Source organism: Limimaricola cinnabarinus, from assembly GCF_002723615.1.
GTDB classification, from domain to species: domain Bacteria; phylum Pseudomonadota; class Alphaproteobacteria; order Rhodobacterales; family Rhodobacteraceae; genus Limimaricola; species Limimaricola cinnabarinus_B.
On the sequence record NZ_KZ304951.1, the window covers coordinates 379,010 to 393,153 of the forward strand.

11 protein-coding genes are annotated in these 14,144 nt (G+C 69.3%); 4 read left to right on the plus strand and 7 right to left on the minus strand.

The window, feature by feature from the left end:
• Positions 1 to 37: 37 nt before the first annotated feature.
• Complete coding sequence (locus CJ301_RS01835; protein ID WP_099273607.1) at positions 38 to 742, plus strand: hypothetical protein; 705 nt, start codon at positions 38 to 40, stop codon at positions 740 to 742.
• Between the two features lie 40 nt (positions 743 to 782).
• On the opposite strand, the gene der is transcribed toward CJ301_RS01835, so the two are convergent.
• The 3 genes from der to CJ301_RS01850 are packed head-to-tail and all read right to left on the minus strand — an operon-like array spanning position 783 to position 4,314.
• Positions 783 to 2,234, minus strand: coding sequence for a ribosome biogenesis GTPase Der (gene der / locus CJ301_RS01840; protein WP_099273609.1), 1,452 nt, complete (start codon positions 2,232 to 2,234; stop codon positions 783 to 785).
• Between the two features lie 48 nt (positions 2,235 to 2,282).
• Complete coding sequence (locus tag CJ301_RS01845; protein WP_099273611.1) at positions 2,283 to 3,587, minus strand: outer membrane protein assembly factor BamB family protein; 1,305 nt, start codon at positions 3,585 to 3,587, stop codon at positions 2,283 to 2,285.
• A gap of 55 nt (positions 3,588 to 3,642) precedes the next feature.
• Positions 3,643 to 4,314, minus strand: a complete 672-nt coding sequence (locus tag CJ301_RS01850; protein WP_099273613.1) for a hypothetical protein — start codon at positions 4,312 to 4,314, stop codon at positions 3,643 to 3,645.
• 315 nt (positions 4,315 to 4,629) lie between these two features.
• Between CJ301_RS01850 and CJ301_RS01855 the strand changes: the two genes are divergently transcribed.
• Complete coding sequence (locus CJ301_RS01855; RefSeq protein WP_099273615.1) at positions 4,630 to 5,856, plus strand: efflux RND transporter periplasmic adaptor subunit; 1,227 nt, start codon at positions 4,630 to 4,632, stop codon at positions 5,854 to 5,856.
• Positions 5,853 to 9,503 (plus strand): efflux RND transporter permease subunit, encoded by a 3,651-nt coding sequence (locus CJ301_RS01860; protein ID WP_099273617.1) that lies wholly within the window; start codon positions 5,853 to 5,855, stop codon positions 9,501 to 9,503. The genes CJ301_RS01855 and CJ301_RS01860 overlap by 4 nt, the downstream gene beginning before the upstream one ends.
• A gap of 58 nt (positions 9,504 to 9,561) precedes the next feature.
• On the opposite strand, the gene CJ301_RS01865 is transcribed toward CJ301_RS01860, so the two are convergent.
• Positions 9,562 to 10,761, minus strand: coding sequence for a multidrug effflux MFS transporter (locus CJ301_RS01865; RefSeq protein WP_254050036.1), 1,200 nt, complete (start codon positions 10,759 to 10,761; stop codon positions 9,562 to 9,564).
• A gap of 104 nt (positions 10,762 to 10,865) precedes the next feature.
• Entirely contained in the window at positions 10,866 to 12,692 is a 1,827-nt protein-coding gene (locus CJ301_RS01870) for an ABCB family ABC transporter ATP-binding protein/permease (protein ID WP_099273621.1), read from the minus strand.
• Between the two features lie 136 nt (positions 12,693 to 12,828).
• Between CJ301_RS01870 and CJ301_RS01875 the strand changes: the two genes are divergently transcribed.
• Positions 12,829 to 13,395, plus strand: a complete 567-nt coding sequence (locus tag CJ301_RS01875) for a TIGR00730 family Rossman fold protein (RefSeq protein ID WP_099273623.1) — start codon at positions 12,829 to 12,831, stop codon at positions 13,393 to 13,395.
• Between the two features lie 75 nt (positions 13,396 to 13,470).
• On the opposite strand, the gene CJ301_RS01880 is transcribed toward CJ301_RS01875, so the two are convergent.
• On the minus strand, positions 13,471 to 13,923 hold the full coding sequence (locus CJ301_RS01880; RefSeq protein ID WP_099273625.1) for a host attachment family protein: 453 nt from the start codon (positions 13,921 to 13,923) through the stop codon (positions 13,471 to 13,473).
• Positions 13,923 to 14,132: a hypothetical protein gene (locus CJ301_RS01885; RefSeq protein ID WP_099273627.1), complete on the minus strand. Its 210-nt coding sequence runs from the start codon at positions 14,130 to 14,132 to the stop codon at positions 13,923 to 13,925. Before CJ301_RS01885 ends, CJ301_RS01880 begins: the two co-directional genes overlap by 1 nt.
• Positions 14,133 to 14,144: the final 12 nt, after the last annotated feature.

The following is a 14,144-nucleotide window of genomic DNA, read 5'->3' on the forward strand; positions in this document are numbered from 1 at the left end:
GGTTGAACCACCGGGCGGCGCAATGCGTAATGGAGGCATGAGAACCTTCATCGCATGGGCCATCCTCGCCCTTTCCATCAGCTTCGCGGTCGCGCCGCTGCTGTCCTCGCCCTTTTCCGGCTTCACCGCCGACCAGCTGCCCAACCCGCAGATCGACCCGCCGGTGCAGCCCGCGGGCTGGGCCTTTTCGATCTGGGGGCTGATCTACCTGTGGCTGATCGTCTCCGCCGCCCATGGCGTCTGGAAGCGCTCGGATGCCGAGGATTGGCACCGCGCCCGGCTGCCGCTGCTCGTGGCGCTCGGCGTCGGCACGCCGTGGCTTGCCATCGCCAATGCCAGCGCGATCTGGGCGACGATCACGATATTCGTGATGGCGGCGGGGGCGATCGGCGCGTTTCTCGCGGCGCCCGCGCGCGATATCTGGTGGTTCCGCGTGCCGGTGGGCATCTTTGCGGGCTGGCTCTCGGCGGCGAGCTTCGTGAGCCTCGGCTCGACGGCGGCGGGCTACGGCCTCGTCATGGGGCAGACCGGCTGGGCGATCCTGTGCGTGTTTCTGGCCACCCTGCTGGCGCTGGCGGTGCAGTCGCGCCGCCCGCGCGCGGCGTCCTACGGGCTGGCGGTGGCCTGGGCACTCATCGCCATCGTGGTGGCCAACGGGCTGACCCTGCCGGGCCTCGTCGCGCTGGCGAGCCTCGTGGCCATTCTCGGCGCGCTGGCGCTGGCGCGCCGGGTCTCTTCCTGATCCATGAATGAAAAGAGCGCCTTGCGGCGCTCTCTTCAGTTCAGTCCTTGAGATGCTTGCGAAGCCGCGAGGGCTGCGCCTTCTTGCGGTCCTTGTAGGGGTTCTTCTTGCCCTGATCGCGCAGGAACAGCCGGATCGGCGTGCCCGGCATGTCAAAGTCGTTGCGCAAGCCATTGACGAGATAGCGCGAATAGCTTTCGGGCACCGCATCGGGATAGGAGGTCATCACCACGAAGGCGGGAGGCCGCGTCTTCACCTGCGTGGCGTAACGCATCTTGATCCGGCGGCCGCCGGGCGCGGGCGGCGGGTGCTGCTCCAGCATGCCGACGAGCCAGCGGTTGAGCTGCGCGGTCGAGATGCGGGTGTTCCAGACGGCGTGGGCGCGCAGGATCGCGTCATGCAGCCGGTCGAGGCCGCGCCCGGTCTTGGCCGAGACGGTGACCAGCGGCGCGCCGCGCAGCTGCGGCAGGAGCCGCTCGAAGCTCTCCTTCAGGGATTTCAGCTTCTCCTGCTTCTCATCCTCGAGATCCCACTTGTTGACCGCGATGACCACCGCCCGGCCCTCGCGCTCGGCCAAATCGGCGATGCGCAGATCCTGCTGCTCGAAGGGAATGTCCACGTCGAGCAGGACGACCACGACCTCGGCGAACTTCACTGCGCGCAGCCCGTCGGAGACCGACATCTTCTCCAGCTTTTCCTGCACTTTGGCGCGCTTGCGCATGCCGGCGGTGTCGAAGATGCGGAACGGCGTGCCGTTCCAGTCGATGGCGAGCGAGATGGCGTCGCGGGTGATCCCGGCCTCGGGGCCGGTCAATAGCCGCTCCTCGCCGAGGATCTTGTTGATCAGCGTCGATTTCCCGGCATTGGGCCGCCCGACCACGGCGACCTGAAGGGGCCGCTCTTTCGTCGGGGCAAAGGGCGCGTCCTCGTCGGTCTCGCCTTCTTCGTCGACATCGACATCCATCACCGGCGCGTCTTCCTCGGCGCGGGCCTCGAATTCGCCCGCGAGCGGCTCCAGCATCGCCAGAAGCTCGCTCATCCCCTCGCCATGCTCGGCCGAAAGCCCCAGCGGCTCTCCGAGACCCAGCGCATAGGCCTCGATCAACCCGCCCGCGCCCGCGCGGCCCTCGGCCTTGTTGGCGGCGAGGATCACGTGCTTGGCGCGCTTGCGCAGGATGTCGGCAAAGATCTCGTCGGCGGGCAGCACGCCCGCGCGCGCGTCGATCATGAACAGGCAGACATCGGCCATGTCGACCGCCCGCTCGGTCAGCCGCCGCATCCGGCCCTGAAGGCTTTCATCGGTGGCGACTTCGAGACCGGCGGTGTCGATCACGGTGAATCGCAACGGACCCAGCTTGGCCGGGCCCTCGCGCAGGTCGCGGGTGACGCCGGGCTGGTCGTCCACCAACGCCAGCTTGCGCCCGACAAGGCGGTTGAACAGCGTGGACTTGCCCACATTGGGCCGTCCGACGATGGCAAGGGTGAAACTCATCTCAGGGTCTTTCGCGTGCGGAAGCAGGCCCCATACACCGATTGCGCGTCAACGGAAAGCGGCAAGCGCACCATCGGCGGTCACGACGTAAAGGACACCGCCCGCGACGATCGGCGCGCTCGCGGCACCGCCTTCGAGCGGCAACTCGGCCAAGAGCCCGCCGCTGCGCGGATCATATTGCCGGATCACGCCGTCGGAGGAGGCCACGATCAGCCGGCCACCGGCGAGGACGGGGCCGTAATGCGCGGTCGGACGCGCCCGGCGCAGGAAGCCGCCGGCCTCGCCTTGGGGCAGGTCGCGCCGCCAGACGGTCGCGCCCGTGGCGGCCTCGATGCGCTGCAGCTGGCCGATATCATTGAGCAGGAACAGCGCATCCCCCGCGGGCACCACGGACCCGAGCGGGCCGTCGGCCACGCTCCACAAGGGTTCGCCGGTGAAATCATCGAGCGCGGAAAGACGCCCGGAGGCGTTGCCGACATAGACCCGGCCATCCTCGATCACCGGATCGGCGGTGATGCCGGTCGCGGTCAGCGCCGCGGCCTCGCCGGGCCGCCGCCCGGCGACCACCGAGGACCAGCGCGGCCGGCCGCCCTGCGCGAAGACGCCCGTCACCTCGCCGGAGGCGAAGGCGAACACCGCGAGATCGCCGCTGACCGCCGGGCCCGCGCCGCCATCGAAGCGCGAGACGTCCTCGACGCCCGAGACGCGCCAGCGCACGCGGCCGGTGCGCGCATCCACGGCAAGGCCGCTTCCGTCGCGCGCGGTGACATAGACCAGATCCCCGACCACCGCCGGCGCACCGGCCCTCGGCGCGCCGAGATCTTGGGTCCACAGCCGCGCGCCGCTTGCGGCGTCGAAGGCGACAAGCTCGCCGAAGCCGGTCACCGCGAAGAGCCGGGCGCCATCGGTCGCGAGCCCGCCGCCCGAGGCATCGCCGGCCGGCTCACCGGCGGGAACGAGGCTCTGGCGCCACAGCGGCGCGCCGCCGGTGGTGAAGGCCGACACGCCCGACAGGGCGTTCATGGCAAAGATGCGTCCGGCGGCGACCACCGGCTCGGCGGTGATGCGCAGCTTGCGGGTTTCGCCCGCGCCCAGATCGGCGCGAAACAGCGGCGCCAGATCCGCGCCCAGCGCCGGGTGGGCGATGTCGCGGTCTGCGCCGCCGCCGCGCTGCGGCCAATCGGCATTGGTGACGGGCGCCACGAGTGCGAGCGGCCGCGCCGCCCCGCCTTGCGCGGCCGCGCTGCCGGGCAGCGCCACGCCGATGCGGCTGCCCGGCAGCCGCTCCTCGGGCTCGCTGCAGGCCGCGAGAAGGGCCAGGGCCCCCGCTCCGATCACTCCGATGCGCCGCATGACTGCCCCTCGCCTCTGTTGTCTTGTCGCGCGCCCTTTATCGGCCGCTTGTCCGTCATTGCGTGGCCGGTGCCCCGGCCACGGTTTCGGGCGTCTCGCCCAGAGCGACCATCAGGCTTGCCGCCCGGTCGCGCAAGTCCGCGGAGGATTCGGCGTCTTCGAGGATCGCGCGCAATTGTTCGAGCGCGGGCTCGCGGTCGCCCATGGAAAGCCGGATCAGGGCGATCTGTTCGAGCGCCAGCATGCGGAAGGGCGCGCCGGGCACCGACAGCGCCTCAAGCGCGAGAAGCCGGTCCTGCGGCGTCCGATCCGCCTCGATCAGCACGGATTTCAGTGCTGCGAGATCGCGGTAGATCTCGGGCACGTCGCCATTCGCGGCCAGCGCGTCGAGCGTGGCCACCGCCGCCGTCCCCTCGCCCAAAGCCGCCTGCTCGGCGGCGAGGAAGAGCGCAGGCACGACCGCGCCGGGCTGCGCCTGCACCAGCTCGCGCAGTTCGGCGATGCGCGTCTCCGCCTCGGGTTCGGCCTGTGCCGCGAGAAGCGCGTCGCCGCGCGCCTGGGCCGCGGCGGTGATCCGCGACTGGCGCCATTCATAGGCCGCCGCGCCGCCGACGATCAGCAGCACGAGGACGATCCCGATCCAGCCATAGCGCCGCAAAAGGACATAAAGCCGCTCGCGGCGGACCTCTTCGCTCACTTCGTCGATGAAGCTGTCGGGATTGCTCACGCCCTGGTCCCCCTTGGGTTGCGCCTTGGTGCCGTGTTCGGCCGCGCCGGTCCGGGCGCCGTCTCGGATCGCGCCCGTCTTATCGTGAAGCCGGGCGCGGGAACAAGACCCGCTCGACACACGCGCCGCCGCGGCGCAGCGCCCTGTCGAGCAATGTTCGGAACGCTTGAGGCGTGGCGGCCTGCGGCGTAGTCTGAACCGAACGGTTCAGGCCAGCCGCGCGAAAGGGTCGCCCCCGGCACAGGCCCGCGTTCATCCAAGGAGCGCCCGGCCGCCCTGTCGGTGGCGGGGCCCGTTGCCCGGAGAGGACGCGCCATGAAACCGATCCCCGTCGTCACCGCGATACTGGTGGCCGCCTTTCTTTACCTGCTGGTGATCGACCGCGACAGGCTCAGGGCGATCGCGCAGATCGGCCCCGATGACGAAAGCGCGGCGTTGCAGGACGCGGACGCGCCCGCCCCCGGCATCGGCGTGGTGGCGCTGCGCAGCACGGCGCGCGAGGTCGACGACGCGGTGGTGCTGCGCGGGCGCACCGAGGCCGCGCGCGAGGTCGAGGTGCGCGCCGAGACGGCGGGCCGGGTGATCTCCGAGCCGCTGCGCCGGGGGGCCTTCGTCGAGACCGGCGATCTGCTCTGCGTGCTCGACCCCGGCACCCGCGAGGTCGAGCTGGCCGAAGCCGAGGCCCGGCTCGGCGAGGCCGAAAGCCGCCTGCCCACCGCGCAGGCCGCGCAGGCCGAGGCGCAGGCCCGGCTGCGCGAGGCGGAGATCAATCTCAGCAATGCCAAGCGGCTCAGTGAAGGCGGCTACCAGAGCGAAACCTCGGTGATCAGCGCCGAGGCCGCGATGGAGGCGGCGGCGGCGCAGGTCCAGAGCGCGGCTTCCGGCCTCGTCTCGGCCCGCGCGGGCATCGACGCCGCCCGCGCCGCCGTCGCCGCCGCCGAGCGCGAGATCGACAAGCTGTCGATCCGCGCACCCTTTCACGGGGTGCTCGAAACCGACACCGCCGAGCTGGGCCTCTTGATGCAGACCGGCGCGCCCTGCGCCACCATCCTCCAGCTCGATCCGATCCGGCTCGTGGGCTTCGTGCCCGAGGTCGATGTCGACAAGATCCGCGTCGGCGCGCCGGCGCGCGGTCGACTCGCCAGCGGCCGGGCGCTCGCGGGCGAGGTGCGCTTCGTGTCGCGCTCGGCCGACGAGACCACGCGGACCTTCCGCATCGAGGCGGTGGTGCCCAACCCCGACCTTGCGATCCGCGACGGCCAGACCGCCGAGATCCTGATCGACACCAATGGCACGCAGGCCCATCTGCTGCCGCAATCGGCGCTGACGCTCGACGATGCGGGCCGGCTCGGCGTGCGGCTGGTCGAGGAGACGGCGCAGGCGGCGGTGGCGCGTTTCGCCCCCGTGGCGCTGCTGCGCGACACCGCCGAGGGCGTGCTGGTGGCCGGGCTGGAGCCGCGGGCGGACGTCATCGTGGTCGGGCAGGAATACGTGACCGACGGGGTGCGCGTTTCGCCGAGCTTCCGGGACGCGGCGCCATGACCGGCATCGTCGACTGGGCCGCCGCGCGGGCGCGGATGATTGTCGCCTTCATCGTGCTGAGCCTCGTGGCGGGGGGCGCGGCCTATATCGGCCTGCCCAAGGAGGGCGAGCCCGATATCGAGATCCCGGCGCTCTTCGTCTCCGTCCCCTTCCCCGGCATCTCGGCCGAGGACAGCGAACAGCTGCTGGTCAAGCCGATGGAGACCCGCCTGTCGGATCTCGACGGGCTCAAGACCATGACCTCCACCGCCTCCGAAGGCTATGGCGGTGTCGCGCTGGAGTTCGAGTTCGGCTGGGACAAGACCAAGATCATGGCCGATGTGCGCGACGCGATGAACGCCGCCGAGGCCGAGTTTCCCGATGGGGCCGACGCCTGGTCGGTCAACGAGATCAACTTTTCCGAATTCCCGATCATCATCGTCAACCTGACTGGTGCCCTGCCCGAGCGCACGCTGATCCGCGTCGCCAAGGATCTGCAGGACCGGCTGGAGGGGCTCGACGCGGTGCTCTCGGCCGGTCTGGTGGGCCAGCGCGACGAAATGCTCGAGGTCGAGATCGACCCGCTCAGGCTCGAGGCCTACAACGTCACCGCCGCCGAGCTTCTGCAGATCGTCACCAACAACAACCTGCTGATCGCCGCCGGAGAGGTCGAGACGGCGCAGGGGGCCTTCGCGGTCAAGATCCCGTCGAGCTTCGACGAGCCGCGCGACATCTACGAGCTGCCGATCAAGACCAATGGCGACCGGGTGGTGACGCTGGGCGATCTCTCGACCATCCGGCTCACCTTCGAGGACCGCACCTCCACCGCGCGCTACAATGGCGAGACGACCGTGGCGCTGCAGGTGGTCAAGCGGCGCGGCTTCAACCTGATCGACACCGCGGCGCTGGTGCGCGAGACGGTCGCGGCCGAGCAGGAGAACTGGCCCGAGGAGCTCTCCATGGCGATCGAGGTCGGCACCTCGAACGACCAGAGCCGACAGGTCGGCTCGATGGTGAGCCAGCTCGAAGGCTCGGTGCTGACCGCGATCGCGCTGGTGATGATCGTGGTGCTGGCGGCCCTCGGGCCGCGGCCCGCGCTGCTGGTGGGCTTCGCGATCCCGACCTCGTTCCTGTTGTGCTTCGCGCTCCTCGCGGTGATGGACATCACCATTTCCAACATCGTGATGTTCGGGCTGATCCTCGCGGTGGGGATGCTGGTGGACGGCGCCATCGTGGTGGTGGAATACGCCGACAAGCGCATCTCCGACGGCGTCGGCCCGATGCATGCCTATGTGGAGGCGGCCAAGCGGATGTTCTGGCCGGTGGTCTCCTCGACCGCGACGACGCTCTGCGCCTTTCTGCCGATGCTGTTCTGGCCCGGCGTGGCGGGGCAGTTCATGGGCATGCTGCCGGTGACGCTGATCTTCGTGCTGTCGGCCTCTCTGGTCGTGGCGCTGATCTACCTGCCGGTGATGGGCGGCGTACTGGGCCGGGTGAGCCGCAGCTTCGGCCATGCCTCCGACGCGCTGCGCCGCCGCCTGCCCTGGGCGCTGCGCGCGGCGCTGGTGCCGCCCGCCGCCGCGCTGATCTTCGTCGGGCTGATGCTGGCGCTCAACCCGGGCTATCTCTCGGGCGAGGCGCGCCCCGCGACCGGGCTGGCCGAGGCAGCGCCCGGTCTGGCGCTGGCGTTTCTGGGCGCGGTCGCCACCACCGTGACCGGCGGCGCGGCCAAGATCCGCCGTGCGCCCAAGCGGGTGCGCGCGGGCTATCGCCGCTCGATCTTCGGGCGCGTCATCGCGCTGATCGCGGGCAACCCGGTGATGCCGCTGGTCACCATCGCCGCCGTCGGCGGCTTCGTCTTCTGGACCTTCACCTATTTCGGCACCCACAACAACGGCGTGGAGTTCTTCGTCGAGACCGAGCCCGAACAGGCGATCATCTACGTGCAGGCGCGCGGCAATCTGAGCCTTGCCGAAAAGGACGCGCTGGTGGCCGAGGCCGAGGCGCGCGTCGTGGGCTTTCCCGGCATCGGCTCGGTCTTCGCCTTTGCCGGCGAGGGCGGGCTCAATTCCAACACCGCGGGCGCCGGCGGCCCCGCCGATGCGGTGGGGCAGCTTCAGATCGAGCTCGTGCCATGGGAGGAGCGCGCCGCCTATGCCCGCGCGACCGGCTTCGATCCGGCCCTTCTCGACGGCAAGGTGGTGTTCGAGCGGCTGCAGGCGGAGCTGGAGGACATTCCCGGCATAAGAATCGAGATCCTCGACCTCGCGCAGGGGCCCGGCGCCTCGAAGCCCGTGAACCTGCGGCTCACGGGCGATGATTTCGAGGCGCTGCGCGATGCCACCGCGCAGGCGCGCGCGCGGTTCGAGCAGACGACCGGGCTGACGCTGATCGAGGACACGCTGCCGCTGCCGGGCATCGACTGGCAGATCGACGTCGATGTCGAGAAGGCCGGGCGCTTCGGGGCCGACGTGGCGACGGTGGGCGCGATGGTGCAGCTCGTCACCCGCGGCATCGTGCTCGACACCATGCGGGTCGACAGCTCGGACGAGGAGATCGATATCCGGCTGCGCCTGCCCGAGGAGGACCGCGTGCTCTCGACGCTCGACAGCCTGCGGGTGCGCACGCCCACCGGGCTGGTGCCGCTGTCGAACTTCGTGACCCGCACCCCCGTGGCCAAGCTCGCCGAGATCACCCGCGTCGACCAGCAGCGCTATTTCGAGATCAAGGCCGATGTCGCGCCGGGGCTGGTCAGGCTCACCGAGGATGGCGAAAGCCGGATCGTGGCGCAGGAGGAGATCGGGCCCGCGCTGCAGACGCGCATCGACGCGGGCGAGGTGAGCCGTGCGACGGTCAACGCCAATGAGCGGATCGAGGCGCTGACCGGCTGGCTGGAGACCGATCCGCTGCCGGGCGGCATCGCATGGGAATGGACCGGCGACCAGCAGGACCAGGCCGAGAGCCAGGCCTTCCTGCAATCGGCCTTCGCGGGGGCGCTGGGGCTGATGTTCATCATCCTGCTGGCGCAGTTCAACAGCTTCTACAACGCCATGCTGGTGCTTCTGGCGGTGGTGATGTCCACCGCCGGGGTGCTGATCGGCATGCTGGTCATGGATCAGACCTTCTCGATCATCATGACCGGCACCGGCATCGTGGCGCTGGCCGGGATCGTGGTGAACAACAACATCGTGCTGATCGACACCTACCAGGATTACGAACGTTACATGCCGCGCACCGAGGCGGTGATCCGCACCGCCGAGGACCGCATCCGCCCGGTCTTTCTCACCACCGTGACCACCATGGCGGGTCTCGCGCCGATGATGTTCGGCCTCAGCCTCGATTTCTTCGGCGGCGGCTACACGATCGACAGCCCCACCGCGCTGTGGTGGAAGCAGCTCGCCACGGCGGTGGTCTTCGGGCTCGGCATCGCCACGGTGCTGACGCTGGTCTTCACGCCCGCGATGCTGGCGCTCAGGATCTGGGCCGCGCGCTATGCGCATTGGATGGCGCGTCTGATGGCGCGGCTTTCGATGGGCCGCGGCAGCCGGGCGGCGCGCGACTGGGCGCTGCGTCGCGAGGCGCGGCGGATCAAGGCGCCCGAGATCATCTGGGAGGACGAGGACGGCCCCCTGACCCCCGCCGCGCCGACGCTGCGCGCGGCCGAATAGCAAAGAAAAAGGCCGCCCCGCGTGGGGCGGCCTTCGAAAGCCTCGCGACAGCCGGGCCTCAGGCCGCCTGCACCGCCCGCTCGCCCCGGCCCAGCGCCAGCAGCGCGAGGCTCAGCGCCATCACCGCGCAGCCCGCGATCACCGCGACCATCGGCAGCGCCGTGCCGTTGAAGAACGGCCCCGTCACCGCGACCATCACGCCGCCGGTCATCATCTGCAGCGTGCCGCCCATCGAGGAGGCAAGCCCCGCGATCTCGCCATGCGGATCGAGCGCCATGACCTGGCTCGTCGGAATGACGAGGCCGAGGCAGGCATTGCCGCACAGCAAAAGCCCCATCAGCACCGGCAGCGTGGCGTAGCCCGCCGCCGTGATCGCCAGCAGCGTCAGGCTGAACGCCGCGAAGCCCGACAGCGCCAGCCGCAGCATCCGCAGCAGCCCGATACGGCGGCCCAGCGTCGCGGCGAACTGGCTCGCGCCGAAGAAGCCCACGGCGTTGGTCGCGAAGGCGAGCGAGAACTGCAGCGGCGTCAGCCCGTATTGCTGGGTGTAGACGAAGCTGGCGCTCGCGATGAAGACGAAGAAGCTCGCCATGCCGAAACCCGACACGAAGGTCAGCGCCATGAAGGTCGGATCGCGGAACAGCCGCTTGGCCGAGAGCGCGAGGATGCGCGGGCGCACCGGGCGGCGGCGATCCTCGGGCAGGGTTTCCTTGAGCGCGAAGACGGTGAGCAGCAAGGCCAGCGCCGCCACCACCGCGAGCGCCCAGAAGATGCCGCGCCAGCCGGTGAACTGCATCATGATCGCGCCCGAAAGCGGCGCCAGCATCGGCGAGACCGAAATGACCAGCATGATCATCGCCACCAGCCGCGTCGCCTCGTGGCCGGTATACATGTCGCGCACCATGGCGCGCGGCACCACCATCAGGGCCGCGCAGCCAAAGCCCTGCAGCGCCCGGAACGCCACCAGCCAGGGCAGCGAGGGTGCCAGCGCGCAGCCGATCGTGGCCCCGAGGAAGATCGTCACACCGAGATAGACCGGGCGCTTGCGGCCCAGCGCATCGGCCATCGGGCCGTAGAGCAGCTGCGCAAGGCCGAAGGCGAGGAAATAGGCGCTGATCGTCGCCTGCGCCGCGGCCTCGTCCACGTTCAGATCGGCGGCAAGGCCGGGAAGGCCGGGGAGATACATGTCGATGGTGAAGGGGCCCACAGCGGAGAGCAGGCCCAGCACCACGGCGGTGCGGAACATCGGGGATAACATGGTGCTGTCCTTGAACTCCGGACACGATCGGCCCGGAACGTCGATTGGCCCACACGCGGCAGGCGACTCGCGCGCAGACTAGACCGATCGGTTCAGTGGCGCAATCAGGCGGCCTCCGCCTCCTCGGCCTGCTGGCGCGACCAGAGCTGCGCATAGCGGCCCTCCTGCGCCAGAAGGTGCTCGTGAGAGCCGGATTCGACCACTTTTCCCGCTTCCAGCACGATAATGCGGCTGGCATCTGCAATTGTGCTCAGCCGATGTGCGATGGTGATCACCGAGCGCCCCTGCCCCATGGCGCGCAGCTGGCCCTGGATCTCGCGTTCGGTATCGGTGTCGAGCGCGCTTGTCGCCTCGTCGAGAAGCAGGATCGGCGGGTCCTTGAGCAGCGTGCGGGCGATGCCGACGCGCTGCTTCTCGCCGCCCGAAAGCTTCAGGCCCCGTTCGCCCACGGTGGTGTCGTAGCCCTCGGGAAGGGACATGATGAAATCATGGATCTGGGCCGCGCGCGCCACCGCCTCGATCTCCTCGCGGCTGGCGCCCTCGCGGCCATAGGCGATGTTGTAGAGGATGGTGTCGTTGAACAGCACCGTGTCCTGCGGCACCACGCCGATATGGGCGTGCAGGCTGTCCTGGGTCACATCGCGCAGATCCTGCCCGTCGATGCGGATCGCGCCGCCGGTCACGTCGTAGAACCGAAACAGCAGCCGCCCGATGGTCGATTTGCCCGCGCCCGAGGAGCCGACGATGGCGACCGTCTCGCCCGGTGCCACGGTAAAGGAGACCCCCTTCAGGATGCCGCGCGCCGCCTCGTAGCCGAAGGTGACCTCGTCGAAGACGATCTCGCCGCGCGTCACTTCGAGCGGCCTTGCTCCGGGCCTGTCCGTGACCTCGGGCGGCTGGTTGAGAAGCTCGAACATCTCGCCCATGTCGATCAGCGCCTGCCGGATCTCGCGGTAGACCGTGCCGAGGAAGTTGAGCGGCATGGTGATCTGGATCATGTAGGCGTTGACCATGACGAAATCGCCCACGGTCAGCGCGCCGTTCTGCACGCCGATGGCGGCCATCACCATGACGATGACGAGGCCGCCGGTGATGATCAGCGACTGGCCGAAGTTCAGGAAGGCGAGCGAGTGGTTGGTGCGCACGGCGGCGGCGGCGTATTTCTCCATCGCGCCGTCATAGCGCGCGGCCTCGCGCTCGGCGGCGCCGAAATACTTGACCGTCTCGAAGTTGAGCAGGCTGTCGATCGCCTTTTGGTTGGCGTCGGTGTCCTGATCGTTCATCTGCTTGCGGATCTTCACCCGCCATTCCGTCACCTTGAAGGTGAAGGCGACGTAGAGGACGATCGTGCCCAGCACCACGACGAGATACCACACGTCGAACATGAAGAAGAGCACCACCGCGACGAGCAAAAGCTCGAGGATCAGGGGCCCGATCGAGAACAGCAGGAAGCGCAGCAGGAACTCGACGCCTTTCACCCCGCGCTCGATGATCCGGCTGAGACCCCCGGTCTTGCGCCCGATATGGTAGCGCAGGCTCATCGCGTGGATGTGCCGGAAGGTGCGCAGCGCCAGCTTTCTCAGCGCCCTTTGCCCGACCGGCGTGAACACCACGTCGCGCAGCTGCTGAAAGCCGACATTGGCGAGCCGGGCCAGACCGTAGATCAGTGTCAGCCCCGCCGCGCCGATTGCGAGCAACATCGCGGCGCTTTCCCCTTCGCCCGCCAGCGCATCGACCGCGGCCTTGTAGAACAGCGGCGTGGCGACCGCGATCAGCTTGGCCAGCACCAGCAGCGCCACCGCGAGCACGACGCGCCGCTTCACCCAGCCCTGCCCTTCGGGCCAGAGATAGGGGATCACCTGCCGGATCGTGTCCCAGCCCTTCACCGGCTGGCCCGAGAGGTTGGCATCGGTCTTGGGCAGGCGTCGCATCGGCTGGCTCCGGGGCTGGCGGCAGAGCGCGCAGGGTAGGATGCGGGGCCGAGGATGGCCAGAGCGCGGCTGGCGCTTGAGCGCGCGCGACTTGCGCCTTACGAGGTGGGCGTCACATCGAACCGGAGTTTTCAACATGCCCCTTCCCGCCTTTACCGCTTCCGTCTGCGTCTTTTGCGGATCGCGTCCGGGGCTGCGCCCCGCCTATGAAACCGCGGCGCAGGAGACGGGCGAGATGCTGGCCCGGCGCGGCTGGCGGCTGGTGTACGGCGCTGGCGATGTCGGGCTGATGGGCACGGTCGCGCGGTCGGCGCAGCAGACGGGCGGATCGAGCTTCGGGGTGATCCCGCGCCATCTCGTCGATGTCGAGGTCGGCAAGACCGATCTCGACACCTATGTCGTCACCGAGACGATGCATGAGCGCAAGAAGGTAATGTTCATGAACGCCGATGCGATCGTGGTGCTGCCCGGCGGCGCGGGCTCGCTCGACGAGTTCTTCGAGGTGCTGACATGGCGCCAGCTCGGCCTGCATGGCAAGCCGATCCTGCTGCTCGACACCGAAGGCTACTGGCAGCCGCTGCGCCAGCTGATCAACCACGTGATCGACGAGGGCTTCGCCGATGACAGCCTCAAGGGCTTCGTCAGCTACGTGTCGAGCGTGAAAGCCCTCGAAAAGACGCTGGACGAGACGCTCACGGCATAAAGGACCGCCCGGAGGCGGCCCTTTGCGCCGTCGATCGGCCAATCGTCAAACGGCCTGTCGTCAAACGGCCTGTCGTCAGCCTGCGATCTCGGCGGCGACGGCCTGCTCGATCTCGGCGATGGGGTGGTTGGTCAGGGTCTTGGGCACCTCGACCACCACCGTATCGGCCACTTCCTTGTGCAGCTCGGGGCGCAGCGCCCCCAGAACCTGCGGGCTGGCGACGATCACCAGCTTTTCGAAGCGGCCCTTGTGGACCTGCCGGTAGAGGATGTCCGCCAGATCGGCGGCGAAGCGGTCCTTGGCGAGCTGATGAAAATCGGTCTCGGCGAGCGCGGTGCGCTGGCCGGGGCCGTCATCGGCCTGGCGGCCCGCCTTGTCGGTGGCCTGCTCGCGGTCGGGCGGGTTGTCCTGCTCCTCCTTGCGCACGACGCGCAGGTTCGGGTGCTGATCGTCGGTGACGTTCTCGAGGATCAGCGCCTTTTCCCCATCGGCGACGAGAACCCAGGTGCCGTTGTCGATCTTGGCCATCACTCGGGATCCTTCTCGTCGCTCTTGCGGACGCGGGTCGCGCCCGCCTCGTCCTGCTCGGCGCGCTTGAGGTCGTCGCGCGTGCCGACCTTGCGTGTCAGGTCGCCGCCCTCGCGGCCCGGCTGGTTGCCGGCACCCGCCTTGTCCTCTTCGGTCACATAGGCGTCGGTTTCCTTCACACCGTCCTTGGATCGTGCCCTGTCGGCCATGGGAGCCTCCTA

Coding starts and splice junctions, on each gene's coding strand:
- CJ301_RS01835 (WP_099273607.1), top strand. CDS start 38: ATGAGAACCTTCATCGCATGGGCCATCCTCGCCCTTTCCATCAGCTTC.
- der (WP_099273609.1), bottom strand. CDS start 2,234: ATGAGTTTCACCCTTGCCATCGTCGGACGGCCCAATGTGGGCAAGTCC.
- CJ301_RS01845 (WP_099273611.1), bottom strand. CDS start 3,587: ATGCGGCGCATCGGAGTGATCGGAGCGGGGGCCCTGGCCCTTCTCGCG.
- CJ301_RS01855 (WP_099273615.1), top strand. CDS start 4,630: ATGAAACCGATCCCCGTCGTCACCGCGATACTGGTGGCCGCCTTTCTT.
- CJ301_RS01860 (WP_099273617.1), top strand. CDS start 5,853: ATGACCGGCATCGTCGACTGGGCCGCCGCGCGGGCGCGGATGATTGTC.
- CJ301_RS01865 (WP_254050036.1), bottom strand. CDS start 10,761: ATGTTATCCCCGATGTTCCGCACCGCCGTGGTGCTGGGCCTGCTCTCC.
- CJ301_RS01870 (WP_099273621.1), bottom strand. CDS start 12,692: ATGCGACGCCTGCCCAAGACCGATGCCAACCTCTCGGGCCAGCCGGTG.
- CJ301_RS01875 (WP_099273623.1), top strand. CDS start 12,829: ATGCCCCTTCCCGCCTTTACCGCTTCCGTCTGCGTCTTTTGCGGATCG.
- CJ301_RS01880 (WP_099273625.1), bottom strand. CDS start 13,923: ATGGCCAAGATCGACAACGGCACCTGGGTTCTCGTCGCCGATGGGGAA.
- CJ301_RS01885 (WP_099273627.1), bottom strand. CDS start 14,132: ATGGCCGACAGGGCACGATCCAAGGACGGTGTGAAGGAAACCGACGCC.